The organism is Salmonella sp. SJTUF15570 (assembly GCF_043357055.1).
GTDB classification, from domain to species: domain Bacteria; phylum Pseudomonadota; class Gammaproteobacteria; order Enterobacterales; family Enterobacteriaceae; genus Salmonella; species Salmonella enterica.
The window spans coordinates 54513-81225 of record NZ_JBEUKJ010000007.1 but is presented as its reverse complement, the minus strand read 5'-3'; the positions used below and the strand labels follow the sequence as shown (position 1 = coordinate 81225).

Here is a 26713-nt window from a genome sequence, read left to right as displayed (position 1 = left end):
GATGGCGCTGCGCTTCTCAGGCCTACGACGCCTGTCAATTCGTAGGCCTGACGCAATGATTACCAGTCAGCGTAAGGCACCAGAGGCTGCGGCGGTAAATCCATATCCCCCTGCCAGCCCGCCGCGGAATAACGGACATACAGCAGCAGATGACTGGGGGTATAATCTTTCGCCTGCTGAATATCGACAGCCGTACCCACAAACCAGTTGGCAGTGACCCGGCGTTCAATGAGCGCCCGCGCGGTATAGCCAAATCCCTGGCTGCTGCCGCCGCCGTTGGTCTGGTCACGCGCATCCTCCTGATAATCCGCCGGGATCAAATTCATCAGCGGATAACGCGGCATGGTACGGGTGCGGGAGTGCGACCAGGATACCGAGCCGCCTAGCTCCCACGACCAGTTTTCCGTACGCTGCCGCCACATCACCGGCACCGCAAACGACAGGTATTCCTGCGGGCTATAATAACCGCCCTGACCCAGTGAATAACCGCTCAGATCTTTGTCGTAATGCCAGATCATGTTATTCAGCCCGACGGTAACGCGGCGGTTATTCTCGTTAATCACCTTATAGTAATAACCGGTCATCCAGCGCACGCGCCAGTTATCTTCCACATTTTTACCGCTCAACTGGTCGCCGCTGAGCGACGCCCAGACACCGTTTGCTTCGCCTTTATCATAGCTGAGACTGACGCCGCCGCCGTTGGCCCGCACGCCGCCCCATTTGGTGCCGGTATTGCTGCTGGCGTCCTTTTGTCCGCCAAACGCCAGCAGCGAGCTGGAGATCGGGCGACGATGCGCGTTCAGGGTATAACCCAACGGCCCGATATCGTCGCTATAGCTGACGCCACCGACCACATCAACGACATTAAAGCCCATCGGCGTCGTGCCGATATCCCAGCGCCAGGTCTCATTCTGCCAGCCGACCGCCACGCTCGCGCCCGTATCGGCCTGGCTACGATGTCCGCTGCATTTCTCCAGCGTACAGGTACCCCAGTTATTATCGTATTTTCCGTCCGCATCCGTAGAGAAACGGCCAACATCCATATTCACCATATCAGTACGAAAGAACGCCCGTCCGTCCGACCAGGGCGCATCCACCTGAAGCATCGTGGTATGCGCCTTCAGATCGGAGTAGCCGCCAGTCCCGCTCGACCCCCAATAATCGTGCGCCAACGTGACATTAAGATCCTGCTGACGGTACAACTCCGCCGCATCGCTACGCACGCCGCGTTTTAGCCAGTCATCTTTTTCATCATTGCGCGTCAGGCGGGTAAAGGTATCGTTATCCTGGGGACGAACCGGCGTAATCGCCGCGGCGACCATTGCGTCTTTGTAGGTCTCCAGCGCCCGCTGCGGCTCGCCCGTTTGCGCCTGAAAAGCGGCGGCGTCACGCAATACCATCGCGCTTTCCATTGATGGCGGCTGTGCTTTTGCCTGCGGCGTAATGCGGTTGAAGGTCCGCGCTGCCGCCGTGATATCGCCAAGCTGGAGCTGCGCCAGCGCGACGCGGCGCTGCATGTTAATAGAGGTGATTTGCGACGCAGGCAGCGCCGCCAGTTGAGCGCGCGCCGCGGCGTTATCGCCCTGTGCGATGTCGATTTCCACCCGCCCCAGCATGGCATCGACATTATCCGGTTCCCGCGCCAGAACGGCGTCATAAGCGGCGCGGGCCGCCGCATTATCGCCACGCTGCTGCGCCCAGTCCGCCAACGTTAACGCAATGCGCGTAGAGGGCGGCTGCTGACGTAACAACGCTTCCGCTTCGCGTTCTTTGCCGCTATCGCGCAAGCGGTTAGCGCTTTCCAGCACCTGGTTACTTTGCAATCGGCCCGCCAGTTCCTGAATATTGCTGTTCCACTGGTTGGTCGGTAGGGTATTGAGATGCGCCAGCGCCGCCCGGTCCCGATCGCTGCCGGAAAGATAAAGCCCATAAGCATAGACCTGTTCCGGATCGTTTGGCTTCTGTTGCGCCAGAGAGCGCATTTGCGCATCGGCCTGGGCGTGCTGCCCGGCCTGCCACAGATCGCGTGACAGTCGGTACGTTACCCACACGCTCCCCGGATCTAATGCCAGCCGACGACGGTGGAGTTCTGCGGCCTGCGCCCATTTGCCCTCGCTTTCCAGCGTTTCCGCCTGCTGCGCCAGACGGTCATTTTCCAGACTGCGTTCGATATCGTCGATACTGCGCCGCTGGCTGGCGGAAAGAGAAGCGATAAACGCGGCGGCTTTTTGCGGCGACTGCTGGCGATAAAGATTCGCCAGCCCGCGTACAGCATTGGTATTACCGCTGTCCATACGCAGCGTCTGCTGATAATAACGTTCGGCGGCGGCATTATCTTTGCGCGCCATCGCCACATCCCCCAGCCCCAGCACCGCGTAGCTGTCGGTGTTATCCACTGCTCGCGCCTGCTGATAGAAACGCTCCGCCTGGGCCAGATTATTCGCTTTTAAGGCCGCGTCGCCCTGCTGAATTAACAGCCAGTAGCGATTGACCTTCAGCAGACTCTCCCACTTATCGCGGCTGCTGCTGTGCGGCGCCATCGCCAGCGCCTTTTCAAACTGAGCGACGGCGCGGGCGCGATCGCCACGCTGTGAGTATGCCTGCCCCAGCGCGCCGACCGCCTCACTGTCGTCCTGCCGGGCGCTTACCGCCTGCTGCAATTGCGCAATGGCCTTACCGCCTTCTCCGGCATTAACCGCCGCGATGCCCTGCGAGCGCGCGCGGAACGCCGGATCGGCTAACTGTTTTTGCTGCTCGCTAAGCTGGGCGCGGGCGGCAGACACGCTATCGCCTTCGCTAAACTGCGTCAGATAGTCTTGCAACGCTTTTACGCTGGCGTCGCTAACCGGGAGATCTTTTATCTGCTGGTACCAGATGGCGGAGGCCGCGCTGCGTCCCGTACTGGATTTCGCCATCTGTTTTAGCACCGCGAATCCCTCATCGCGCCGCCCGCTGGCGAACAACAGTTGCGCCAGCGCATTTTGCAGAGCGTTATTACCCGGACTGACGGCATTAATTTTCTGTAGCTGGTTAATCGCTTCGTGACGGCGGGCGGGCAATTTCGCCACGGTCGTCCAGTATTCGACCGCCAGTTCGCCCTCCGGCGGATAACCTTTAAACAGCTTGTCGTAGCTGGCGATCGCTTGTTCAGTATGGCCGGTCGTCGCCAGTAAACGCGCCTCCTGCAAAGACTGGCGTCCTTGCGGCGTGGAGAGCAGCATCGCGGTGCGGGAAGATTGATACGCCGTCGACTCCGGCGCCAGTTGCGCCAGCCGGTCAAGTAGTTTCTGTGCCCCGTCGCTATCCCCCTGGCGCAACAGATAGCGGAAACGGGCAGCGATAACCTGTGGATCATTGGGGTCGATCAGCTCCAGGCGATAGAGCGACTGACGGACTAAGTCCTCACGGTGCGTGGCCTCGCCCAGCCGAACCTGCTCCAGCAACTGTTGCTGCGCGGAGGTCGCTGCGCCGGCAAGCGGTGTTAGCGCCATACCAAGCGATAACCCCAACAATGCCCGAGAAACGCCCCTTTTGCCAGGTAAGGCGTTTCGACCGCCAGCCGGCAAAAAAGCGTGCATGAGACTTAACGTGAACTTACGCATTCCTGGCCCCAGTCAGGTAATAATTCACCTTTGACGGTGAAGCGAAAACGGTGCTGATCCCAGCCTTGTCCAAAGAGAGTCAGCACATAGTTGTAATAGGCATCGCTGCCAGGAAAATGGTCTGCGACCCGCTGTCGCTGCACGGCCTGGGCGTCGCGATTTTGCAGGAAAGGCAGTAAAGCGGCGGAAAACCCGACCGGCCCCGTCCCTTGCGCATTCCCGCTGACGACATCCACTTTCTCCGGTGGAACGCCGTTTTTCATCGTTAACGTCGCCATCGGTTTAAATCGCGCCAGTAAACGCGCTTTTTGCGGATCGCCATCATGCATCATTCCCGTCCATAAATAGACGCGAATCGCATCGTAGCTACTGATCAGCGTCTTTTCCGCTTTCAACTGCCAGCCTTGCTTGCTTTCATAACGCACCCAGTCCGGCGAGAAACCTTTCGGCGCGGTTTCCAGCAAAAGCCGCAAATTGGTTTCCCGTAGCGTCGACCACGGCGCGCCAAAACGGCTAAAGTATTGCGCCAACTGCGGCGGCAGATAGCTTGGGTTAAAACGCCAGCTATTCGCCTCGGCAAAGCCGATTTTGCCAGGTAGCAGCATTGAGCCCAGCCCCGGCACATTCACGACCTCTTCGCGGGCGATGCGTTTTAGCAACGCCGTGCCCACCTCGGTATAACGCGTCTCTTTCCACAGACGACCAGCCTCCAGCAGCGACCATGCCATCCAGATATCGCCGTCGGACGCGGAGTTGCTGTCCAGCACCGACCAGGTGTCGGGATCTTTTTGTCCCCACAGCCAGGCGGGCAGATGTTCACGCAGCGATCCCTGCGCCAGATTGTTTTGCGTCCAGTTAAACAGTTGCGCGAACGCCGGTCGATCGTTCGCTGCCAGGGCAAAGAACATGGCGTAGCTTTGCCCTTCGGAGGTGGTAATTTTTCGCGCATCGCCCGGATCGATAACGCGTCCCTGCTGGCTAATGTAATCTTTCTTGAACTGTTCCCACGCAGGCCAGCTACACGCTGCCTGCGCATTTATTGCCGTCAGCATGACGATCATCGTTATCCATCCGCGCAGCATAGTCATCATGCGTTACTCATGGTCAGGGTCGAGACGACGGCGACTGAGAATACGTAGCAGACGCCACAATACCCACGCCAGTAATACCACACTGAGGGCCGCCAGTACCGCCAGCAGCACCGGGTGATTCGCCAGCGCATACCACAGCCGCTCAAACCACGGCAGATGTCCGACGTAATAGATATCGCCAACGCGCAGACTGTGAACGCCGGACTCGCGGATCACCGCCACGGAACCAAACATCGCGGCGCGTTTACCGCTGTCGTTCACGGCGTCGTTCAGTAGCTGGTAACCGCGCGGGCTGTCAGCCAGCAGAGCAATCACGCTGCGCTGATCATTAAACGGCGACTGGAAGCCCACCACCGCCGCCATCGGGCCGCTGGCGGTGACGGTGGACTGCGCATCCGCCGCGCGATCGGCCTCATCCGGCATAATCGACGGGAAAGCGGTCTGCCGCATCGGGGTTTTTACCCAGCTTTGTGTCGCCTGCACCAACAGATCGATACGCTTATCGTCTTTTAGCTTGCCCGGAATAGCGCCAATAATCAGCAGATCGGCGTCTTTGTCGGCTATCTGAGCGCTATCATCGGTGATGGTCAGATTAATTGCCGGGAAACCGGTCTGCCCGCCAATGGCGCCGACCGTATTCAGCAGCGTTTCCATTTGCGCTTCGGTTGGGGTCTTCGGCATCACCGCCAGCGTGTCAGACAAGTCGGCCATCCGGCTGAACGGGAAACCCGCATTGGCGAACGCGCGTAAATCCGGCATCGCGATAAAGTGGTAATATTTCGAAAAATCGATAGTGGAATCATCCCCTATCACCACATGATTCGGTACCGGCTGGAAGGTAATACAGTTGTCCACCGACCCGCCCGGCATCGGATTCATGTAGCGGAAGTCAAAACGTAGTTGGTTCATCGCCCCCAGTTTGAGCGCCGGAATAGACACATCCGTTTTACCATCCAGCAGTCCCTGAAGTACCGGCAGGCGCAACAGGAGTCGATTAGTTTCCTGCGTGCTGTTAAGACTAAAGGCTTGCAGGAACTGGTTATTCAGACTGATATCCAGCCGTGAACTGTCTTTGGTCGGCGGCGAGGTGTAACGGTAGTTGAGATCCATATCAATACCGTTGCTACGCAGCAAATAGAGGTCCGGCGGCAGATTCAAAGAAACGTTGATGGGCGCCGGCTCCAGCCCACTCGACTGGAGCTGCTCTTCATAGGTTTTCAGCTCGCCAAAAGTGACCGGGCGATCGGTACGCACCCAGTTCGGCGCATCATACGGTTTGCGCGCCAGCAGCGGTTTTACATCGTTGACCACCACGCTGGAACCACGGAAGAGAATATTCCCTTGCGCGATACCTTTTGCCGCCTGCAACAGGTCTTTATCATCTCGACCAAACACGATCAGCAACTTCACATACGGATTATCCGGATGGCTCATCATCTCGATAACCGGCGCGTTAACCGCAGGATGATCGCGCAGGAAATCGGGGCGTCGATCGTTGGTGGCGAACACGATCGCATTGCGATCCGGCAGGTGATTATACAACACCGGGAAGCGCTGACCGCGCCAGCCCGCCCGCGAGCCAAACCAGGACGCGACAATAGAAGCTGCCTGCTGCTGCGCCAGATCAGGCATATCAGCAAACACTATCGGCAACGTCACCGGACGGTTATCCCGCGGATCAAAAAACGGCACCGGGAAGTGGGACAGATCGTTATTCACCGCCAGCATGTTATAGGTCAGATCCAGGGCGCTATTTCGCCCGATGTCTAACCACAGAGTACTGCTGGCCGGATTTTCACACACGTCGCGATAGTGGCCGACAAACTCCAGCCGCACCCGGTTAAAGTCGGTGATAAATAGCGGATTGATAGGTACCTGCGCCAGCGTCTTTTTCCCCAACTGCTCTTTTGTCACCGGCAGTACGCCCATCAGTTCATCATTGAGATAAACCTTGAGCTGCGACTGAACCGGCAGGAGCGACGGCGAGGGCGTATATTCCAGATTCAGCACCGCTTTCGACGCCACTTCATCGCTGCGCATACCAAATTCAATGCCGCCGTTAGGGTTAACGCCACGCAGCGCCATACTACCCGGCGGCGGCGCGATTTGCGCAAAGGTCAGCTTGACCTCGCGCGAAGGCGCGGTCTGCGCCACGACGGGCGCCTCAGTTGCGGGCGACGGCGCAGGCTCGGTGGGTTCAGCATTTATCAATGGCGGCGTAGCAGGCGCCGCCGCCGTCATGAAAGCAGGAAACGCGCTTAATCCTATTACCGCCGCACACATCCAGGACAATTTTCTTTTCATCGCATTATCATCATTGTTGAGCCTGAGCCATAACCCGATCCGACGGCTGTATCGCCGCTTGCCGCTCCGGGCGACGCGGAATAAACGATACAATCCAGGCAATTAACGCCGTCAACGATCGGAAAATTACTTTTACTGAAGGCGGCGCGAATTCCGCGAGGTGGCGATATCCGCGGAAGCCCAGCTTCAGAATATCCAGCAAGCTTTCCAGCGGTTTATCTTCCGGGAAGCTATCTTGCCAAAGCGCCCACGTATCGGCGCGCGCGAAGGTACACTGCACAAAATCAATATGTTGTTTGGTGGTGAGCGGCATCAGTTGTAGCCCGACCTCATTGCCCGTTACGCGCACCACCTGCGTTGGAAAGACATATTCCTGCTGCCCGCGTTTAAGCAACAGATTCACTTTCTGCCCTTCCAGCACCTGCGCCTGACCGTTGATCTTGATGCCTAACCCGCCGTCGGAGAAGTCATGTACGGTACAGGAGAACAAATGTCCATCTTCGCGGGCGATGGCCCCCGGCATGGCAATCTCGACCCGATGCGCGCGCCTGACCTGTTTACTCTCTACCGAAACCGCAACCGCGCCGCCGAGAATGACCAGGTTATAGAAGACCCACACCAGGCTAACGATGACGGTCAGCGTTTCATTTTCCGGCCCGTAATAGTATCGCCATACGCCCGCCGCCACGCCGAGCAGGTTAAGCAAGACAAGGAAGATATACGGACGCGAGATTACCCAGTCGACGTACTTCTCTTCCACCAGCCCGCCTTTCGCCGTGACGTTAAATTTCCCTTTGTGCGGATTGATCAACGCGACCAGAGTCGGCGGTGCGATATACCATGCCAGTACCGTTTCATAGATTTCACTCCAGAAAGAGTGACGATACTTGCCCTGAATCTTCGAGTTAGTCAGGCTGGCGTGGACCATGTGCGGTATCACAAATAGCGCAATCATCAACGCAGGCGCATAAATGATATAGGCGTGCAGCAGCAGAAAAGCCAGCGGCGCGGTCAGAAAGATCAGGCGCGGAATGCCGGACAAGAAATGGAACATCGCGTTGAGGTAGCACAGCCGCTGCGCCAGTTTTAAGCCTTTACCAAACAGAGGGTTATCGAGGCGGAAAATTTGCACCATGCCCCGCGCCCAACGAATACGCTGCCCGATATGCGCCGACAGGCTTTCCGTCGCCAGCCCCGCCGCCTGCAGAATGCGCATATACGCTGAGGTATAACCTCGCCGGTGCAGCCGGAGCGAAGTATGCGCATCTTCCGTCACCGTCTCAACGGCGATACCGCCAATCTCATCCAGCGGCTTACGGCGAATCACCGCGCACGATCCGCAAAAGAAAGTGGCGTCCCACATATCGTTACCGTCCTGTACCAGTCCGTAAAACAGCGTGCCTTCGTTAGGCGTTTTACGAAAACGTCCCAGGTTGCGCTCAAACGGGTCCGGGGAGAAGAAATGATGCGGCGTCTGCATCATCGCCAGCTGTTTTTCTTTCAGGAACCAGCCCATTGTCATTTGCAGAAACGAGCGTGTCGGCACATGGTCGCAATCGAAGATCGCCACAAACTCGCCTTTCGCGTGTTTTAGCGCATTGTTGATGTTGCCGGCTTTGGCGTGTTCATGCGTGGCGCGGGCAATGTAATGCACGCCAACATGTCGGGCAAACTGACGAAATGATTCACGCCCGCCGTCATCAAGGATCCAGATATTCAGCTTGTCCTTCGGCCAGTCAATGCCAAGCGAAGCGTAAATGGTATTTTTGACCACATTAAGGTCTTCGTTATAGGTCGGTACAAAAATATCCACCGTCGGCCACTGCGACATCTCTTTCGGCAACGGCACCGGTTGACGATTTAACGGCCACACCACCTGGAAGTACCCCAGCACCAGCACAATCCAGGCGTAGGTTTCCGCAAACAGCAGAATCAGCCCGCACACCAGACTGACCGGGTCGTCCCAATTTAGCGTCGAGGTATAGCGCCACCAGATATAACGACAGGAGACCGTTAGCGACAGCACGATGAGCATCAGTGCGGAAAAGCGTCCCGGCATACGTCGTACCAACAGCGCAACGCCCCACAGCAACAGCAGAAAGATAAATTGCGATAGCGGGTTAAATGGCTGCGTAATACAGATCAGCGCCAGTATCAGTGAAAAAGTCACGATAACGCCCAGAATAAAACGCCGGGCGCCGTTGCTAAGATGTCCCAGCTCTTTTTCCTTTTCCAGATGCGTTGTCTTTTGGCGCACCCGTTCCGGTAAGGTATCCATCCATTGATGGTAACGTCCACGAACGTCCTTCAGGCGCGCAAATGACCGCCAGCGCGGTTCATGACGTTCTTTAGTCGACGAGATCATCACCAGCCAGAGGGTCTGAATGAGGTAGCGGGCCGGGTCCAGCGGGCGCGGGCGGGCGGCGTTAATATGCGGATAAAGCGCTTTATGCCCGTCGCGAATACGCTGCCAGCGCGGATGCTCAAGCGGAAACACTATCCACGCCAGAATCGTCCACAGGCAGCCGAGCGCTGCGCTAAACGGCGACGCGCCGTGGCGGCGGTAACCCTGATAGCGCTCGCTCAAACGCGCGCTAACCGGCGGGATAAGCAGCCACCGGGAAAGGGCGCTCATCGCAGGCTCCCGGCGGACGTTTTGTCGCCCGCATCATGCAGCAGGCACCAGTTCGCCAGCGTTAACACCTCTTCGGCAGCTAACGAATCGCTGCGATATTCGCCTAACGGCTGTTTCGACGCCATGCACTCCGCCATCGCCTCATCGCGATGGATCACAATGGGCAGCAACCGGCGCTGGCTTTGCAGCCAGACCTGGTACAGATCGTCCTGTAACTGACTGCCAATGCGTAAGTCATTGATCAGAATATGCGCTCCGGCAGGCAACGCCTGCTGATGAAGGCGAATATGGCAGTTAGCGTCAACCCGGGCTATCGCCAGCGTATGGTCGCAGAGGCTCACCAGCTGCCCTGTCAGCGGTGACGCGCCGTAGGACAAGTCCAGTAAAATCCAGCTATAACGCCCGCTCGCTTTCAGCGCCTGGATAGCCGATCCGATCTCTCCCAGCGTCTCCTGCCAGGCCTGCGGATTTTCCCGCTCTTGCGCGGTGAGCTGTCCAAACGGCAGTAGATCAAGCTGCGAGGTATAACGTAATCCGGCATCGCGCCAGTCCTGGCCGTCCAGCAACGATCGCGCCCAACCGCCCTGATGGACGAAGTCGACGTTAAACGACATGCGCAGCAGGTTATCGGGGCTGGCGTCAATCACCAGGACATTTTCCCCTAAGATTTGTAACGCCCAGGCGAGTGCTGCGGTGAGAGATGTGGTTCCCACCCCGCCGCGCACGCCCTGCAGTCCCAGAATCGCCATTCATGGCTTCCTTAATGAATGTGGTTGCGCAAATTCAGCCAGAAGTGGCCATCTTTTAATCGCCGCCGCCAACTGTTCGCGTTGGGAAATATCGGTATAATCTATTTCGGGTAGTGAAAACGCCTGGCTTAATGCCAGAAAATCATTTTGAAAAGTGTAGCCCAACGTTGGATCGGACTGAGCGCCAGGTTCATTGTTATACATTCTGGTTGCTCCTTTTTAAATATTTCTCACTGGCAGCATTACGCCCCGTCGTCAATACGGGAGAACGCGCATTTTTCATCTTTCCGTGACATCATTTATAATGTGTAAAAATGCAAAGCGCAGAGTTACAGGGCATCCTGCCGGGCAAATTGATTCACATGCTAAATCTGATGCGTTTTAATTTCAATGTTAGGTTTATTTCTGTGCTTTCGCTAGTAAACTGATAAACAGTTAAAATAGTGACATGAGGGACACTGTGGACCCCGTATTTTCTCTCGGCATCTCATCATTATGGGATGAACTGCGCCATATGCCAACCGGCGGCGTCTGGTGGGTTAACGCCGATCGCCAGCAAGATGCCATCAGTCTGGTGAATCAAACGATTGCGTCACAAACGGAGAATGCAAATGTCGCCGTCATCGGCATGGAAGGCGATCCTGGCAAAGTAATCAAATTAGATGAATCTCACGGTCCGGAGAAAATCCGCTTATTTACCATGCCGGATTCAGAAAAAGGGCTATACTCTTTGCCCCACGATTTGCTTTGTTCTGTTAACCCGACGCATTACTTTTTCATTCTTATTTGTGCAAATAACACGTGGCGGAATATAACGTCAGAAAGCCTGCATAAATGGCTGGAAAAAATGAATAAATGGACTCGTTTTCATCACTGTTCATTGTTGGTTATTAACCCTTGTAATAATAGCGATAAACAGTCCTCGTTGTTGATGGGCGAGTATCGCTCACTTTTTGGCCTCGCCAGTTTACGTTTTCAGGGCGACCAACATTTGTTCGATATTGCCTTCTGGTGTAACGAAAAAGGCGTCAGCGCCCGACAGCAGTTATTGCTGTGTCAGCAGGACGAACGCTGGACGCTATCCCATCAGGAGGAGACGGCAATTCAGCCGCGTAGCGACGAAAAACGCATTCTTAGCCACGTCGCCGTCCTTGAAGGCGCGCCGCCGCTCTCGGAACACTGGACGCTTTTCGACAATAACGAAGCGCTATTCAACGACGCGCGCACGGCGCAGGCCGCGACAATTATTTTTTCGCTTACACAGAACAACCAAATCGAGCCGCTTGCTCGTCGCATTCATACTTTGCGACGCCAGCGGGGAAGCGCGCTGAAAATTGTCGTGCGCGAAAATATCGCCAGTTTGCGCGCCACCGATGAGCGCCTGCTGCTGGGCTGCGGCGCGAATATGATCATTCCCTGGAACGCCCCGCTTTCACGCTGCCTGACGCTTATTGAAAGCGTGCAGGGGCAGCAGTTCAGCCGTTACGTACCGGAAGACATCACCACGCTACTGTCGATGACGCAGCCGTTGAAACTGCGCGGTTTTCAGCCGTGGGATACCTTTTGCGATGCCATCCATACGATGATGAGCAACACCCTGCTCCCCGCCGACGGGAAAGGCGTTCTGGTCGCGCTGCGCCCGGTACCGGGCATTCGGGTTGAGCAGGCGTTAACATTATGTCGGCCAAGCCGAACCGGCGATATTATGACCATCGGCGGCAACCGTCTGGTGCTGTTTTTATCATTCTGCCGGGTCAACGATCTGGATACCGCGTTAAACCATATTTTCCCTTTGCCGACGGGCGATATTTTCTCTAATCGTATGGTCTGGTTCGAAGATAAACAAATCAGCGCCGAGCTGGTGCAGATGCGCTTATTGTCGCCGGAACTGTGGGGAACGCCGCTACCGCTGGCAAAACGCGCCGACCCGGTAATAAATGCCGAACACGATGGCCGCATCTGGCGTCGTATTCCTGAACCCCTGCGATTGCTCGACGACACCGCGGAGCGTGCATCATGATGACCATCAGCGATATCGTGCAAATTATTCTTTTTTGCGCGCTGATTTTCTTTCCGCTGGGGTATCTGGCGCGTCATTCGCTACGCCGTATCAGTGATACGACCCGGCTGCTATTTGCCAAACCTCGTTATGTAAAACCAGCCGGAACTCTGCGCCGCGCTACGAAAGTCAAGGCAGACAAAAAATGACTCAGCATACTCAAACTCCTTCAATGCCTTCTCCGCTCTGGCAATACTGGCGCGGTCTTTCCGGCTGGAACTTCTATTTTCTGGTCAAGTTTGGCCTGCTGTGGGCAGGCTATCTGAATTTTCATCCTTTACTGAATCTGGTATTCATGGCGTTTCTGCTCATGCCAATACCAAAGTATCGCCTTCACCGGTTGCGCCACTGGATTGCCATTCCCGTCGGCTTCGCGCTGTTCTGGCATGATACCTGGCTGCCCGGCCCGCAAAGCATTATGAGCCAGGGGACGCAGGTGGCGGAATTCAGCTCCGGTTATCTGCTCGATCTGATCGCCCGTTTTATTAACTGGCAAATGATCGGCGCCATCTTCGTACTGCTGGTTGCCTGGCTATTTTTATCGCAGTGGATTCGGGTCACGGTGTTTGTGGTCGCCATCATGGTATGGCTGAATGTCCTGACATTAACCGGCCCGGTTTTTACGCTGTGGCCGGCAGGCCAGCCAACCGATACGGTGACGACGACTGGCGGTAATGCAGCCGCTACCGTCGCGACAGCGGGCGATAAGCCGGTCATCGGCGATATGCCTGCGCAAACCGCGCCGCCGACGACCGCGAATCTGAACGCCTGGTTGAACACCTTCTATGCCGCGGAAGAAAAGCGGAAAACGACGTTCCCGGCGCAGCTTCCGCCTGATGCGCAGCCGTTCGACCTATTGGTCATCAATATTTGTTCGCTCTCCTGGTCGGATGTCGAAGCGGCAGGCTTGATGTCACATCCGCTATGGTCGCACTTTGACATTTTGTTTAAACACTTTAATTCCGGTACATCTTACAGCGGCCCGGCGGCCATTCGTCTGCTGCGCGCCAGCTGTGGTCAACCATCGCATACCCGACTTTATCAACCAGCCGATAACGAATGTTATCTGTTTGATAATCTGGCGAAGCTGGGTTTTACTCAGCATCTGATGATGGATCATAACGGTGAATTTGGCGGCTTCCTGAAAGAAGTTCGCGAAAACGGTGGTATGCAAAGTGAACTGATGAACCAGTCCGGCCTGCCAACCGCCCTGCTGTCATTCGACGGCTCGCCGGTATATGACGATCTGGCGGTCCTGAACCGCTGGTTGACAGGGGAAGAACGTGAAGCCAATTCCCGCTCCGCGACTTTCTTTAACCTGCTGCCGCTGCACGATGGCAACCATTTCCCCGGCGTCAGCAAAACGGCGGATTATAAAATCCGCGCGCAGAAACTGTTCGATGAACTGGATGCTTTCTTTACCGAACTGGAGAAATCCGGGCGTAAGGTGATGGTAGTCGTCGTACCGGAGCACGGCGGCGCGCTGAAGGGCGACAGAATGCAGATATCAGGCCTGCGCGATATTCCCAGCCCCTCCATCACCAACGTCCCGGCGGGCGTGAAATTTTTTGGCATGAAAGCCCCGCATGAGGGCGCGCCGATTGATATTAATCAGCCGAGCAGCTACCTGGCGATTTCCGAACTGGTCGTACGCGCCGTGGACGGTAAGCTCTTTACCGAAGACAGTGTGAACTGGAACAAGCTGACCAGCAATCTGCCGCAAACCGCGCCGGTTTCAGAAAACGCTAATGCGGTGGTGATTCAGTACCAGGGTAAGCCATACGTTCGTCTGAATGGCGGCGACTGGGTGCCTTACCCGCAGTAAACCGAAAAAGGCCGCAAGGTTTCCCCTGCGGCCTGGTTCGGGCGCATGTTGCCATTACGGCGGACAAACGCTCAAAACGCGTTACTTCCTGTCACGTAGCCAGTTGACGATCACACTGGCGATAATGCCAGCAATGATCGGTGCCGCCAGATCGTGCCAGAAGGCCACGCCCAACTGCGTAAGCGTCATATAGCCGCCTTGTTGCAATGGCAACCGTTCGCGGCTATCCTTGATGTGTTGAGGTTCAAGTTAGCCCCCGTCAGGTTGCCAGGTTTATACCAGTCAACGTGCGGGGGTTTTCTCTATCCAGCAACCTATGCCGCCGGGGATCAAGCCCCCGCAACATTGCGCCTCACCGGGTAAACCCGGCTTGCTGCTGATATTACGGCAAAATCCCCGTCCCGGCACGGCGCTAACGTGCAATCTGCGTGACGCTTCGCAGACGATTACTTTTATTTGCCAGAATACATTCAGCATTTCTGAGGCTGGCAGTCAGCCGCTCAATTCTGTAAATTATGCCTCCTCGCGGCCAGTCCCGGTGATACCGAAACCCTCGTTCAGCATCCTGCGTCTATGACATATTCGCCTGTTGCGCCAGAGGAATGGCTAAAAGCAGGTATTACCGACGAACTTATCCGTCTTTCAGCGGGACCTGAAGATCCCGACGATATTATTCATGACCTTGAACACGCCAGCAGAAAAGCAGCATTCTGACGATTGCTCGGCGAACCGCTGTCACCGGTTTGCCGCATCGGGTATCAAGGCACTATAGCCTGGTTATAGGCAGCATTCTTTATGAGAGAGCTGCGTATATTTTGGGCAGGGGGCTCTATGCAGGACGACACATTACCATTAAATAACAGTAACGCTACGACCACACCGCTTTCAACGAGATTACCGTTTACAAAATATGATTTTGGCTGGGTGCTCTTGTGTATCGGAATGGCGATCGGCGCCGGTACCGTCTTAATGCCAGTGCAAATCGGTCTCAAGGGGATCTGGGTATTTATTACCGCTTTTATCATCGCCTATCCCGCTACCTATATTGTGCAGGATATTTATCTAAAAACGTTATCTGAAAGCGAAACCTGTGACGATTATACGGATATTATCAGTCACTATCTTGGCAAAAACTGGGGCATTTTTCTCGGTGTAATCTATTTTCTTATGATTATCCACGGGGTGTTTATTTACTCCCTGTCGGTGGTGTTTGATAGCGCCTCCTATATCAAAACCTTCGGCCTTACTGAGGCCGATCTTTCGCAGTCTATTATCTATAAAGTCGCGATTTTCGCCGTGCTGGTGGCGATTGCCTCCGGCGGGGAAAAGCTATTATTTAAAATTTCCGGCCCGATGGTGGTGGTAAAAGTCGGGATCATTCTGATATTCGGTTTTGCGATGATCCCACACTGGAATCTTGATAATATTTCCGCCTTTCCCGCCGCATCGGTTTTCTTTCGCGACGTACTGCTCACTATCCCATTTTGCTTCTTTTCTGCGGTCTTCATTCAGGTGCTAAACCCAATGAACATCGCCTATCGTAAGCGCGAACCTGACCGTGTGCTGGCCACCCGGATGGCGATTCGCACGCACCGCATTAGCTATATTACGCTGATTGCCATTATTCTCTTTTTCTCGTTCTCGTTTACCTTTTCGATTAGCCATGAAGAGGCGGTATCAGCGTTCGAGCAGAATATTTCCGCCCTTGCACTGGCAGCTCAGGTAATCCCTGGCCATATCATCCACATTACCTCCACCATCCTCAATATTTTTGCCGTACTTACCGCGTTCTTTGGTATTTATTTAGGTTTTCACGAAGCGCTTAAAGGTATTGTACTGAATGTATTGAGTCGTATTATGGATGTCAAAAACGTCAACCCACTGTTACTGACATCTGGTATCTGTGTCTTTATCGTGGTGACTCTGGTTATCTGGGTTTCATTTCGCGTCTCAGTATTGGTCTTTTTCCAGTTAGGCAGTCCGCTTTATGGCTTTGTCGCGTGTATTATTCCCTTTTTCCTGATTTATAAAGTAGCGCAACTGGAAAAATTACGCGGCCTGAAAACCTGGCTTATTCTGTTATATGGAATATTGTTGTGCCTGTCGCCGTTATTAAAATTGATTGAATAAGTCGTACCGGAGAGCCATGCCCGGTGGCGCTACGCTTACCAGGCCTACAGGTACGGTGTAGGCTTGATAAGGCGCAGCCGCCATCCGGCATAAAACGCAATTAACTCAGCGGTTTCTGCGGATTTTCATCCTGATCGACGGCAAAGCAGGCCACCAACTGGCCGTCGTACTCTTTAAGCTGCGGCTGTAACTGCGTACAGGGTCCGAAGCGACGGCTGCAGCGGGCGTTGAAGGCGCAGCCCGGCGGCGGGTTCAGCGGGCTCGGCAACTCGCCGGTCAGCTTAATCCGCTCACGGCGATCGTCCGGATTCAGCCGTGGCGTGGCGGAGAGCAACGCCTGGGTATAGGGATGACGTGGATTGTTAAAAATCTGCTCTTTGGTCCCTTTCTCCACGCAGCGGCCTAAGTACATGACCATCACTTCATCGGCGATGTGTTCCACCACCGACAGGTCGTGCGAGATAAAGACATAAGACAGCCCCATATCCTGTTGCAAATCCATCATCAGGTTCAGCACCTGGGCGCGCACCGACACGTCGAGCGCGGAGACCGGTTCGTCGGCAATCACTACGTCCGGATCAAGCATCAGACCGCGGGCGATAGCGATACGCTGACGCTGGCCGCCGGAGAACATATGCGGATAGCGGTCGTAGTGCTCGGTTTTCAGCCCCACCTTCGCCATCATCGCCAGCGCTTTTTCACGACGCTGCGCTTTACTCAGGCTGGTATTGATCAGCAACGGCTCTTCCAGAATTTGCCCCACTTTCTTGCGTGGATTCAGGGAACCGTAGGGGTTCTGAAACACAATCTGAATTTTCTGCCGCCGCAGTTTCTGCGCGTGCGGATCGTGTTTGAGCAGATCCTGCCCCTGGTAATAAAGCTCGCCGCCGGTTGGCGTTTCAATCATCGTCAGCAGGCGACCCAGTGTGGATTTTCCACAACCGGACTCCCCCACTACGGCCAGCGTTTTACCGCGTTCGAGATTAAACGACACGCCGTCCAGCGCTTTTACCAGCCGTTCCGGAGAAAAGATCCCCTTCTTCACCGGATAGTGTTTTTTCAGGTCGATAGCCCGCAACAGCGGCTGTTGCAAGGTGGCCTCATGCGTGCTCATAGTGTGGGCCTCCCGGCATCATCGAGTGGGTAATGACATTTTGACTGACGTCCATCGTCCAGTTGGTTGAGAGCAGGTTCTTCCGCACGACATCTGTCCGTGGCGTAGGGGCAGCGCGGGTTAAGCAGACAACCCGTCGGTCGGTCATATTTCCCCGGCACCACACCCGGCAGCGACGCCAGACGCGCTTTGTCCTGAGCAAACTCTGGTAACGCGCGTAGCAGTGCCTGCGTGTAGGGATGACGCGGCGCGCGGAAAATATCCTGCGCAGCGCCGGTTTCGACGACCTGCCCGGCGTACATGACGATAATTTTGTGCGCCGCTTCCGCCACCAGCGCCAGGTCATGGGTAATCAGCACCAGCGCCATGTTCTCTTTTTGCTGCAACTCCAGCAGCAGCTCAATAATTTGCGCCTGAATGGTCACATCCAGCGCCGTGGTCGGTTCATCAGCAATTAACAGCTTTGGTCGACAGGCTATTGCCATCGCAATCATCACGCGCTGACTCATGCCGCCAGAAAGCTGGTGCGGATAGACATCCAGACGAGAGGCCGGATCGGGAATGCCCACCTGGTTCAACAGGTCAATCGCTCGCTGACGACGGGTTTTCTTGTTCCCGCCCTGATGTACCTTGATGGCTTCCATAATCTGAAAGCCAACGGTATAGCAAGGATTGAGGCTGGTCATCGGGTCCTGGAAAATCATCGCCACTTCAGCGCCCACCAGGTTGCGACGTTCCTTCTCGGAAATGCGCTTCAGATCCTGTCCGTTAAAGAGCAGGTTTTCCGCCATCACGCGGCCTGGGTAATCGATAAGCCCCATAATCGCCAGCGAGCTGACGGATTTGCCGGAACCAGACTCGCCGACAATACCGACCACCTCCCCCTGCTTCACGCTGTAGCTAATGCGGTCGACGGCTTTGAACGGTGTCCCTTCGTCGCCGAAGTGCACCGATAATTGATCTACATTTAATAACGCCATCTCGAACCTCTTACTGCTTCAGTTTGGGATCGAGCGCGTCACGCAGACCGTCACCCATCAGGTTAAATGCCAGTACCGTCAGCAGAATCGCCAGCCCCGGGAAGGTCACGACCCACCAGGCGCTTTGCGCGAACTGCAATACGTCAGAGAGCATGGTGCCCCATTCCGGCGTAGGCGGCTGTGCGCCCATGCCAAGAAAGCCGAGGGCGGCCATATCGAGAATGGCGTTAGAGAAGCCCAGTGACGCCTGAACGATCAGCGGCGCAAGGCAGTTCGGGAAAATATTGACGAACATCTGACGCATCGCGCCTGCGCCCGCCACGCGGGAGGCAGTCACATAATCGCGGTTCACCTCTACCAGAACCGCCGCGCGGGTTAAGCGGACATAGTGCGGCAGCGCCACAAACGTCAACGCCAGCGCAGCGTTGCCGATGGAGGGGCCGAAGATCGCCACCAGCACCAGCGCCAGCAGCAGGCTCGGCAGGGCCAGCATAATATCGACCACGCGCATGATGATGTTATCGACCAGACCGCCGAAGTAGCCCGCGACCAGGCCGAGAATAATCCCCATTACCAGCGACAGGACGACCACCAGACAGCCGACCAGCAGTGACAAACGCGCGCCATACATCAGGCGCGAGAGGACATCGCGACCAACATCATCCGTTCCCAGAATATGCGCCCAACTGCCGCCTTCCTGCCAGACCGGCGGCGCCAGCAGCGCATCACGGAACTGCTCTGCCGGGTTGTACGGCGCAATAAAGTTGGCAAACACCGCAATCAGGATCACGATGAGAACATACGCCAGCCCGACGACCGCGCCTTTATTGCGTTTGAAATAGTGCCAGAACTCCCGCAATGGCGTCATGGGCGCCGGTGCGGCATTAACATTATTTTCAGTAACCTGTGACATGATGGCCCCTTACTTCTTATGCCGAATACGCGGGTTCACCACGCCGTACAGCAGGTCTACCAGCAGGTTGACGAGAATAATCATCGTTGCTACCAGTAACACGCCGCCCTGCACTACCGGATAATCGCGGCGTTGCAGCGCATCGATCAGCCAGCGCCCCAGACCGGGCCACGAGAAGATAGTTTCTGTCAGAATCGCGCCCGCCAGCAGCGTACCGACCTGCAGGCCGATCACGGTGACGACTGGCAGCATGGCGTTACGCAGAGCATGGACGATAATGACGCGCATCCTGGTCAACCCTTTGGCGCGTGCGGTACGGATATAATCCTCCCCCAGCACTTCCAGCATCGACGAACGGGTCATACGCACAATGACGGCCAGCGGGATTGTGCCGAGCACCATCGCAGGCAGGATCATATGCGCCAGCGCATCAATAAAGTTACCCTCTTCGCCCCAGATAGCGGTGTCGATCAGCATAAAGCCCGTCAACGGATTGGTATCATCAAGGAACACCATATCGCTCACGCGCCCGGAAACCGGCGTCAGGTTCCAGTGGACGGAGACCAGCATGATCAGCATCATGCCCCACCAGAAGATAGGCATAGAGTAACCAGTCAGCGCCAGGCCAACGGCAGTGTGATCGAAGATAGAACCGCGCTTCACTGCGGCCAGCACGCCCACCGGAATCCCCACGGCGACGGCAAAAATCATGGCGCAGACGCCAAGTTCCAGCGTCGCTTTAAAGCGAGGCACAAACTCGTCCCATACAGGGATTCGGCTTTTCAGCGAGATGCCTAAATCGCCATGCATCACCCCCCAGATATAATGGAGGTACTGCTGCCACATCGGTTTATCAAGACCGAGTTCAGCCAGCAGTTGAGCATGACGCTCAGGGGAAATACCTCGCTCACCCGCCATGATCATCACCGGATCGCCGGGGATCATGTGGACAAAGGCAAAGGTGAGAAGGGTAATACCGATAAACGTCGGGATAACGAGTCCCAAACGTCGGAGAATGAACTGCAACATAACCCGAATTCTCTCTCATGACCCACGGCCTGGAACCGTGAGTCTGTATTGCTCACAAATCTTATCCCACGCAAACTGCATCGCGGATAAAGCATTACGCCGGATGGCGCTGCGCTTATCCGGCCTACACAACACCGGGGCGCAGCGCTCTTTTAATTATTCGACAGAGACGTTTTCGAAGTGATGTTTGCCTAATGGATCAACCACATAGCCTTTAACTTCTTTACGCACTGGCTCATAAACCGTGGAGTGAGCGATGATCAGCGCTGGCGCCTGGTCATGCATCACAACCTGGGCCTGTTTATAGAGTTCAATACGCTTGTTGTGGTCATCGGTCGCACGCGCAGGCTGAATCAGGTCTTCAAACGGCTTGTAGCACCATTTTGAATAGTTGGAGCCTTGCTGGGCGGCATCGCAGCTGAACAGCGTGGCGAAGAAGTTATCCGGATCGCCATTATCGCCGGTCCAGCCCATCATCACCGTCTGGTGCTCGCCATCTTTAGCGCGCTTGAGGTATTCGCCCCATTCATAGGTGACAATTTTGGCCTGAACGCCAATCTTCGCCCAGTCCGCCTGGATCATTTCCGCCATACGACGCGCATTCGGGTTATAGGGACGCTGTACCGGCATCGCCCATAGATCGATGGTGAAGCCTTTTTCCAGACCGGCTTCTTTCAGCAGCGCCTTCGCTTTTTCCGGATCGTAGCCGTAGTCTTTAATATCGTCGTTGTAGCCCCACATCGTCGGCGGGATCAGGTTTTTCGCCGCAACGCCCGCGCCCTGATAAACGGCTTTGATGATGGCCTCTTTATTCACGGCATAGGTCAACGCCTGGCGAACTTTGACGTCATCCAGCGGTTTTTTCTGCACGTTATAGGAGAGATAACCCACGTTCAGACCGGCCTGCTCCATCAGGTTGATGTTTTTATCCTCTTTCATGCGCGCAATATCCGCCGGGTTCGGATACGGCATCACCTGACATTCGTTCTTCTGCAGTTTGGCGTAACGCACAGAGGCGTCAGGCGTGATGGAGAAGACCAGACGGTCAATCTGCGGCTTCGTGCCCCAGTAGCCGTCAAAGGCTTTGTAGAGAATGCGGGAGTCTTTCTGATATTGCACCAGTTGGAACGGGCCAGTGCCGACCGGGTTCAGATCCACTTTTTCCGGCGTACCGGCTTTCAGCATGTTGTCAGCATATTCTTTGGAAAGAATAGAGGCGAAGTCCATGGCTAAATCGGCAAGGAACGGCGCTTCCGGACGCGTCAGCACAAACTGCACCGTGTGATCGTCTACCTTCTTCACTTCGCTAATCAGATCCGGCAGCCCCATGCCTTCAAAGTATTCATAGCTGCCGCCAGACACTTTGTGGTACGGATTCTGCTCGTTTTTCTGCCGGTCAAAAGAGAACACGACATCATCGGCGTTCAGCTCGCGCGTGGGTTTGAAATCCTTGCTGGATTGCCATTTCACCCCTTTACGTAGGTGGAACGTATAGGTTTTACCGTCTTCGCTGATATCCCACTTCTCAGCAAGACCCGGGATCACTTCCGTGGTGCCGGTTTTGAATTCAACCAGACGGTTATAGATAGGTACGGAGCTGGCATCATAGGTGGTGCCAGACGTAAAGAGCTGTGGGTTAAAGCCTTCCGGCGAGCCTTCTGAACAATAAACCAGGGTTTTGGCCTGCACGCTTGCTGCAACGGTCATGGCCACCAGGCTCAAACCAAGCTTCAGCATCCCTGACTTCTTCAAGGAAATACTCATTCTTCTGCTCCAATTGTGATGTATGTTGTTTTGCCCTTTGCAAAGGCTTTTACCGCCCGGCCTTTTTTGTTTTTTACCTGGTCAGGTCAGTAGTGAGAGGTGGGGATTCCGTTCGCATAATCGACTGAGTTGCAGTGCGGATTCTCCATAAAATGCCCCTCATTCCCTACAATCTGTCAATAGAATGTCAAAACGTCAATACAGGTAACCAGCTTTTACAACAACGGTGAGAATTAACAAACAAAGATTAAAAAAAGTTCAGAAGGGTATTTTCAGCAGGGAAATTTGTGCTATAGGCAGAAAGGCAGAGTTATTCACTTAATATTTTGCAACAGTTAGTGATTAACAATTAGACATTAATTGAAAAATTTCTTTCGATATGTTGATTATCTGAGCGATTAATACCACTAACGCTAAAACGCACAGGCGAAAATGCTGAGGTTATCCATAAGCCGTGTGCAAAAAAGAGTTATCCGGACATTGAAAAACACCATCGAATATGTCACAAAATTGTAAATAAGTAGGCCGTCGTGCGGCCTACCGCGATCACAAAACTAACTTTTGACCCTGGCCTGCGTGCGCTTTTCGCTCCAGTTAAACAACGAGTTCACCAGAATCGCCGTCAACGTCCCCGCTGCCATGCCGTTGCCAAAGACCATCTGTACGCCCGCCGGGAAATTCTGATACAGGCCGGGTACCAGTATAGGTAGCATTCCCATGGCCAGCCCCATCGCCAGCGCGTAGGTTTTACCCGGCGTATGCAGTGGCTCACGCGCAATCATATCAATACCGATAACCCCGATAATGCTGAAGACAATCACCGCCGTACCGCACACCACCGAACCTGGCAGACAGGTCGCCAGACGTACCAGCGGCGCGAATATGGCAATCAGGATTAACAATCCTCCGGCAGCCGCAGTCACGAAACGCGATTTCACATTAGTGGTGCGTACCACCCCAATATTTTCGCCGGAGGTGATAATTAAGGAGGTGCCAAAAATCCCCCCCAGCAGCGACATTACCGCATCACCACGAATGGTGCGTGGAATCGCCTGCTGCACATTTTGCGTGGAATTGACTATTTCCGCGGTCGCAATCGTTTGCCCGGTTGCTTCAGCCATAGAGATGACCGCGTAAATCAGCAACGGCAGCGAGGCGGAGAGATCAAAAATCGGCCAGCCGAACGGCAAAAGCTGTGGAAAACTAAACAGCGGCCCGTGACTAACACCGCTAAAATCGGTGCTGCCCAGCGCCATTCCCAGCAACGTTCCCGCTAAAAGGCCGAACATCACCGCCAGCTGGCGCAAAATACCGCTAAACGCCAGCGCGAAAATCAGCGTTATCAGGATAGTTCCCAGCGATAAAATGATACTGGTTGGATGAGCGAAGTCGGCGCTCCCTGGCTGGCCAATGATCAACCCGCCGTACAGGCGAATAAGGTTAATCGACACCATTAGCAGCATGATGCCAATGATAAAGGGGGGAAAATGGTGCAGGCAGCGGCGGAAAATCGGCAACGCGATAAAGTAGAACAGCGAGGTCAGAATTACGGCGCCAATCGCGGTCTGGATATTGGTCTGTAAAGCGATCGCAACGAAAATCGCAATCGGCGCGCCCCCCGGTACCATAATAAACGGCAAACGCGCGCCCACCCCTTTCACACCCAGGCTTTGCAAAATAGCGCCCAGACCGCACATCAGAAAGGTCGCGCTAAGTACCGAGGCGGTCACCGTATCGGTAAAGTGGAGCGCTTTGGCGATCAGAAAGACGGAGGTAATGGGGGTGGCGGCAACGACCAGCACATGCTGAAGCGCCAAAAGTAAGGTGGTTTGCCAGGGTAATGCATCGTTATCCGGCGTAGTAAGGCCAGGTTGCGGCATGATTAACTCCCATAAAACATCAAAAAAATAACCGCCAGCGCGGGCTGGCGGTCTGTATTATTTCAACCAACTAATGGCATCAGCGGCATAGCGATGCGCACGGAAGGCGCTGTTCTGTTTTCCAGGAATAATGCCTTTACTGAGGTGCTCCGGATATTCATTAAAGAACGGAATGATATATTCCCATACCGTTTCGCCTTCCGGGGTGACTTCAAACAGGCGGCCAAACGCCGATTCACAGATAAAGGTGTTGCCGTTCGCCAGCCGCTGCGCGCTCCCCATATACGGCGAGAAAAACGCCGGCGGGAAGATATCGCGATACTGCCAGGTAATCGCTTTGGTCTGCGGATCGAACTCCAGCACCGTGGAATGCGGCGAGGTGACGCCGGGACGCAGGTTGCCGTTATCGAAAACCAGAATCGACCCGTTCTCCATCTCAACCGGCGTGTGCTGCTGCGCTACGACTTCCGGCCCTGCATGCCAGATAACCTTCCCGCTCTCTTTATCCACGGCAATGACGCCGGAAGTGGTACGCAGGCTCATCAGTACCAGGCCATCACGGGTGACGGACAGGCCGTTAATCATCGGCCAGTGGCGGCGGTCGAAAATATCATGAATCGGGAAATCTTCCGGATTCAAATGCTCCCAGGCGCGCCATTCCCAGACCACTTCACCGTCGCGATTGACCTCTTTGACGACGTCGCTCTGAATGATGCCGTCCGGCGCATCGCGGCGCGGGTCGCCGCCGGTAACACGGGCGGCGATATCGGCAGGCAACGGCGACGCGGCGGTATACAGCAGATTACCGTTCGCCAACCATTGCGCATCATGGTGATGGTAAATATCTTCGTAATGCCAGACGATTTCGTTATCCGGCGTCACTTCGTAGAAGTCGCCGCCGTGCCAGAGATCCCACGCCGGATAGAGGTTCGCTGAAGTGCGGTGGCTGCCGTTATAACCCAGATTACCGTTCGGCAGCAGCACCGCATCACGCCCGGCGCGAACCGGAAGCTGCCACTGATGCGCGACTTCGCCCTGCTCGTCCACCAGGTAAACCCGCCCTTCGGCGGTTTGCGGCGCAAAAAGCGTATAGCCGCCAAAGCTCTTCGCCTTATCAGCGTAGATAAGGCCCGCCGGACGGCGTCCAAGGGTGAAAGTCGAATCCTGAGTTAAGTGTGCCACATCGCCTCCTGAGGAATAAATTTGCGCCAAAATACCCCATTAAAACGTTTTAATGAAGAGTTTTTTACGATCCTCACTGAAAAAAAGCAAACGTTACCGTCTGGTAAATATGCTACCCTGTGCGCAAATTTTCGCAGGTCAGGAAGCAGATGGCTGTTCAAAATAAAAAACGCGCAAAGTTGATTGATGTTGCCCGCCATGCAGGCGTATCGCCAGGGACGGTATCCAATGCATTGCACAACACTCGCTTTGTCGAGCCGCAGACGCGACGGCGTATTGAAGAGGCCATTGCTGCGCTCAACTACACGCCGAATATTCGCGCCCGCCAGTTGCGAACCGGCAAAACCAATACCATTGCTTTGCTCTCTTCGGTGCCGCTGGCGATTGCTTCCGGCGCGTCACGACTGGGATTTATGATGGAGGTGGCGTTAACGTCCGCGATGATGGCGCTGGAAAAACAGCATGCGCTGATTCTGGTGCCGCCGGGGGCAAATCCACTGGATGCCGTCAGCTTTGACGCGGCGATCCTGATTGAGCCGGCGGAGAACGACCCGCAGCTCCAGGCGCTGGCGCAAGCGGGCATTCCCTGCGTCACCATTGGCCGCACGCCGGGGACCGACACGCCTGTGCCGTGGGTGGAGCTGCACTCGGCGGCAACAGCACAGCTTCTGCTAACGCATCTGGAGGCCTCCGGTGCCAGCAAATGTGCGTTATTTGTCGGTAACACACGGCGAACATCAGTTCTGGAGAGCGAAGCGGCTTACCAGCGCTGGTGCGCGGGGCGCCAGGCCCCCGTCGTCTACTCTCTCAATGAAAGCGAGGGTGAAAATGCTGGCTACCAGGCCGCGCAGCAGCTATTACAGGCGCATCCCGACGTTGACGGCGTACTGGTGCTGATCGATACCTTTGCCAGCGGCGCGGTACGCGCTTTTCAGGAACAAGACATCGCCATACCTGAACAAATGCGGGTGGTCACCCGCTATGATGGTATCCGCGCGCGCGAATCGCTGCCGCCGCTGACGGCAGTGAATATGCATCTTGATGAGGTGGCGCGACAGGCAATCACACTATTATTTGATTTGCTGGCGGGCAAGAAGGTCAGCCACAGCGACGGGATCATGCCTGAACTGGTGGTGCGAGCGTCAACCTGCCGGTGATAGAGGGTGGCTCGCCCTGCGGGCCGTTGCTGACGCAACGTTCTCTCGCTTCGCTCGGGTCGAACCTCTTGCCCCCGGAGGTTCTCATCCTCGTCAGGCTTCAGACACAAAAAACCCTGCTCGCTGAGCAGGGTTTCTGAATTTGGTCGGTGATAGAGGATGACTCGCCACTGCGTGGCTCGCCCTGCGGGCCGTTGCTGACGCAACGTTCTCTCGCTTCGCTCGAGTCGAACCTCTTGCCCCCGGAGGTTCTCATCCTCGTCAGACTTCAGATACAAAAAAAACCCTGCTCGTTGAGC

19 protein-coding genes, 2 other RNA genes and 1 pseudogene are annotated in these 26713 nt (G+C 55.3%); 6 read left to right on the top strand and 16 right to left on the bottom strand.

The window, feature by feature from the left end; all coding sequences use genetic code 11:
* Positions 1–59: 59 nt before the first annotated feature.
* The 6 genes from bcsC to bcsR are packed head-to-tail and all read right to left on the bottom strand — an operon-like array spanning position 60 to position 10585.
* Positions 60–3602 (bottom strand): cellulose synthase complex outer membrane protein BcsC, encoded by a 3543-nt coding sequence (gene bcsC / locus ABVN44_RS15480; protein ID WP_023232294.1) that lies wholly within the window; start codon positions 3600–3602, stop codon positions 60–62.
* Positions 3584–4693 carry a cellulose synthase complex periplasmic endoglucanase BcsZ gene (gene bcsZ / locus ABVN44_RS15475; protein ID WP_000988803.1) on the bottom strand — a complete coding sequence of 370 codons (1110 nt, stop codon included), beginning with the start codon at positions 4691–4693 and terminating at the stop codon, positions 3584–3586. The genes bcsC and bcsZ overlap by 19 nt, the downstream gene beginning before the upstream one ends.
* 3 nt (positions 4694–4696) lie before the next feature.
* Positions 4697–6997 (bottom strand): cellulose biosynthesis cyclic di-GMP-binding regulatory protein BcsB, encoded by a 2301-nt coding sequence (gene bcsB, locus ABVN44_RS15470; protein ID WP_000823809.1) that lies wholly within the window; start codon positions 6995–6997, stop codon positions 4697–4699.
* 10 nt (positions 6998–7007) lie between these two features.
* Entirely contained in the window at positions 7008–9632 is a 2625-nt protein-coding gene (gene bcsA / locus ABVN44_RS15465) for a UDP-forming cellulose synthase catalytic subunit (protein WP_129339415.1), read from the bottom strand.
* A complete protein-coding gene (gene bcsQ / locus ABVN44_RS15460) occupies positions 9629–10381 on the bottom strand; it encodes a cellulose biosynthesis protein BcsQ (protein WP_023232380.1) in 753 nt (250 codons plus the stop codon). The genes bcsA and bcsQ overlap by 4 nt, the downstream gene beginning before the upstream one ends.
* Positions 10382–10585: a cellulose biosynthesis protein BcsR gene (gene bcsR, locus ABVN44_RS15455; protein WP_000282616.1), complete on the bottom strand. Its 204-nt coding sequence runs from the start codon at positions 10583–10585 to the stop codon at positions 10382–10384.
* Between the two features lie 244 nt (positions 10586–10829).
* On the opposite strand from bcsR, the gene bcsE reads away from it, so the two are divergent.
* From bcsE to bcsG, 3 genes are read left to right on the top strand one after another with little or no spacing between them, the layout of a single operon-like run.
* Complete coding sequence (gene bcsE / locus ABVN44_RS15450) at positions 10830–12401, top strand: cellulose biosynthesis c-di-GMP-binding protein BcsE (protein WP_023197652.1); 1572 nt, start codon at positions 10830–10832, stop codon at positions 12399–12401.
* Positions 12398–12589, top strand: a complete 192-nt coding sequence (gene bcsF, locus ABVN44_RS15445) for a cellulose biosynthesis protein BcsF (protein ID WP_000988321.1) — start codon at positions 12398–12400, stop codon at positions 12587–12589. Before bcsE ends, bcsF begins: the two co-directional genes overlap by 4 nt.
* Positions 12586–14265 carry a cellulose biosynthesis protein BcsG gene (gene bcsG / locus ABVN44_RS15440; protein ID WP_000192022.1) on the top strand — a complete coding sequence of 560 codons (1680 nt, stop codon included), beginning with the start codon at positions 12586–12588 and terminating at the stop codon, positions 14263–14265. The genes bcsF and bcsG overlap by 4 nt, the downstream gene beginning before the upstream one ends.
* Positions 14266–14346: 81 nt before the next feature.
* Here the strand turns inward: bcsG and ABVN44_RS15435 are convergent, their stop codons facing one another.
* Positions 14347–14454 carry a type I toxin-antitoxin system toxin Ldr family protein gene (locus tag ABVN44_RS15435; protein WP_001537650.1) on the bottom strand — a complete coding sequence of 36 codons (108 nt, stop codon included), beginning with the start codon at positions 14452–14454 and terminating at the stop codon, positions 14347–14349.
* A 372-nt stretch (positions 14455–14826) separates the two neighbouring features.
* Between ABVN44_RS15435 and ABVN44_RS15430 the strand changes: the two are divergent.
* A pseudogene (locus ABVN44_RS15430) lies at positions 14827–14979 on the top strand (PLP-dependent transferase); the annotation flags it as partial.
* A gap of 117 nt (positions 14980–15096) precedes the next feature.
* Complete coding sequence (locus ABVN44_RS15425; RefSeq protein ID WP_023232381.1) at positions 15097–16395, top strand: aromatic amino acid transport family protein; 1299 nt, start codon at positions 15097–15099, stop codon at positions 16393–16395.
* Positions 16396–16495: 100 nt separating this feature from the next.
* Here the strand turns inward: ABVN44_RS15425 and dppF are convergent, their stop codons facing one another.
* From dppF to ABVN44_RS15390, 7 genes are all read right to left on the bottom strand, one after another.
* Positions 16496–17509, bottom strand: coding sequence for a dipeptide ABC transporter ATP-binding subunit DppF (gene dppF / locus ABVN44_RS15420; RefSeq protein ID WP_000103563.1), 1014 nt, complete (start codon positions 17507–17509; stop codon positions 16496–16498).
* Entirely contained in the window at positions 17506–18489 is a 984-nt protein-coding gene (dppD, locus tag ABVN44_RS15415; RefSeq protein WP_001196509.1) for a dipeptide ABC transporter ATP-binding protein, read from the bottom strand. Before dppD ends, dppF begins: the two co-directional genes overlap by 4 nt.
* 10 nt (positions 18490–18499) lie before the next feature.
* Positions 18500–19402, bottom strand: coding sequence for a dipeptide ABC transporter permease DppC (gene dppC / locus ABVN44_RS15410; RefSeq protein WP_000084690.1), 903 nt, complete (start codon positions 19400–19402; stop codon positions 18500–18502).
* A gap of 9 nt (positions 19403–19411) precedes the next feature.
* Positions 19412–20431 carry a dipeptide ABC transporter permease DppB gene (gene dppB / locus ABVN44_RS15405; RefSeq protein WP_000938843.1) on the bottom strand — a complete coding sequence of 340 codons (1020 nt, stop codon included), beginning with the start codon at positions 20429–20431 and terminating at the stop codon, positions 19412–19414.
* 156 nt (positions 20432–20587) lie between these two features.
* Complete coding sequence (gene dppA, locus ABVN44_RS15400) at positions 20588–22195, bottom strand: dipeptide ABC transporter periplasmic-binding protein DppA (RefSeq protein ID WP_000028047.1); 1608 nt, start codon at positions 22193–22195, stop codon at positions 20588–20590.
* A gap of 554 nt (positions 22196–22749) precedes the next feature.
* On the bottom strand, positions 22750–24075 hold the full coding sequence (locus tag ABVN44_RS15395) for a uracil-xanthine permease family protein (RefSeq protein WP_001136079.1): 1326 nt from the start codon (positions 24073–24075) through the stop codon (positions 22750–22752).
* Between the two features lie 57 nt (positions 24076–24132).
* Positions 24133–25257 carry an aryl-sulfate sulfotransferase gene (locus tag ABVN44_RS15390; protein WP_023232382.1) on the bottom strand — a complete coding sequence of 375 codons (1125 nt, stop codon included), beginning with the start codon at positions 25255–25257 and terminating at the stop codon, positions 24133–24135.
* 149 nt (positions 25258–25406) lie between these two features.
* Here ABVN44_RS15390 and ABVN44_RS15385 point away from each other — a divergent pair, with 149 nt between their 5' ends.
* Positions 25407–26414 (top strand): substrate-binding domain-containing protein, encoded by a 1008-nt coding sequence (locus ABVN44_RS15385; protein ID WP_023232383.1) that lies wholly within the window; start codon positions 25407–25409, stop codon positions 26412–26414.
* Here ABVN44_RS15385 and ABVN44_RS15380 read toward each other — a convergent pair.
* Together ABVN44_RS15380 and ABVN44_RS15375 are read right to left on the bottom strand one after the other, a co-directional pair.
* Positions 26405–26523, bottom strand: a non-coding RNA gene (locus ABVN44_RS15380) — RtT sRNA. The genes ABVN44_RS15385 and ABVN44_RS15380 overlap by 10 nt on opposite strands.
* A gap of 34 nt (positions 26524–26557) precedes the next feature.
* Positions 26558–26691: non-coding RNA, RtT sRNA (locus tag ABVN44_RS15375), on the bottom strand.
* Positions 26692–26713: the final 22 nt, after the last annotated feature.

Excerpts from the sequence above, each read along its gene's own strand:
- bcsC (WP_023232294.1), bottom strand. The coding sequence starts at position 3,602 with ATGCGTAAGTTCACGTTAAGTCTCATGCACGCTTTTTTGCCGGCTGGC.
- bcsZ (WP_000988803.1), bottom strand. The coding sequence starts at position 4,693 with ATGATGACTATGCTGCGCGGATGGATAACGATGATCGTCATGCTGACG.
- bcsB (WP_000823809.1), bottom strand. The coding sequence starts at position 6,997 with ATGAAAAGAAAATTGTCCTGGATGTGTGCGGCGGTAATAGGATTAAGC.
- bcsA (WP_129339415.1), bottom strand. The coding sequence starts at position 9,632 with ATGAGCGCCCTTTCCCGGTGGCTGCTTATCCCGCCGGTTAGCGCGCGT.
- bcsQ (WP_023232380.1), bottom strand. The coding sequence starts at position 10,381 with ATGGCGATTCTGGGACTGCAGGGCGTGCGCGGCGGGGTGGGAACCACA.
- bcsR (WP_000282616.1), bottom strand. The coding sequence starts at position 10,585 with ATGTATAACAATGAACCTGGCGCTCAGTCCGATCCAACGTTGGGCTAC.
- bcsE (WP_023197652.1), top strand. The coding sequence starts at position 10,830 with ATGAGGGACACTGTGGACCCCGTATTTTCTCTCGGCATCTCATCATTA.
- bcsF (WP_000988321.1), top strand. The coding sequence starts at position 12,398 with ATGATGACCATCAGCGATATCGTGCAAATTATTCTTTTTTGCGCGCTG.
- bcsG (WP_000192022.1), top strand. The coding sequence starts at position 12,586 with ATGACTCAGCATACTCAAACTCCTTCAATGCCTTCTCCGCTCTGGCAA.
- ABVN44_RS15435 (WP_001537650.1), bottom strand. The coding sequence starts at position 14,454 with ATGACGCTTACGCAGTTGGGCGTGGCCTTCTGGCACGATCTGGCGGCA.
- ABVN44_RS15425 (WP_023232381.1), top strand. The coding sequence starts at position 15,097 with ATGCAGGACGACACATTACCATTAAATAACAGTAACGCTACGACCACA.
- dppF (WP_000103563.1), bottom strand. The coding sequence starts at position 17,509 with ATGAGCACGCATGAGGCCACCTTGCAACAGCCGCTGTTGCGGGCTATC.
- dppD (WP_001196509.1), bottom strand. The coding sequence starts at position 18,489 with ATGGCGTTATTAAATGTAGATCAATTATCGGTGCACTTCGGCGACGAA.
- dppC (WP_000084690.1), bottom strand. The coding sequence starts at position 19,402 with ATGTCACAGGTTACTGAAAATAATGTTAATGCCGCACCGGCGCCCATG.
- dppB (WP_000938843.1), bottom strand. The coding sequence starts at position 20,431 with ATGTTGCAGTTCATTCTCCGACGTTTGGGACTCGTTATCCCGACGTTT.
- dppA (WP_000028047.1), bottom strand. The coding sequence starts at position 22,195 with ATGAGTATTTCCTTGAAGAAGTCAGGGATGCTGAAGCTTGGTTTGAGC.
- ABVN44_RS15395 (WP_001136079.1), bottom strand. The coding sequence starts at position 24,075 with ATGCCGCAACCTGGCCTTACTACGCCGGATAACGATGCATTACCCTGG.
- ABVN44_RS15385 (WP_023232383.1), top strand. The coding sequence starts at position 25,407 with ATGGCTGTTCAAAATAAAAAACGCGCAAAGTTGATTGATGTTGCCCGC.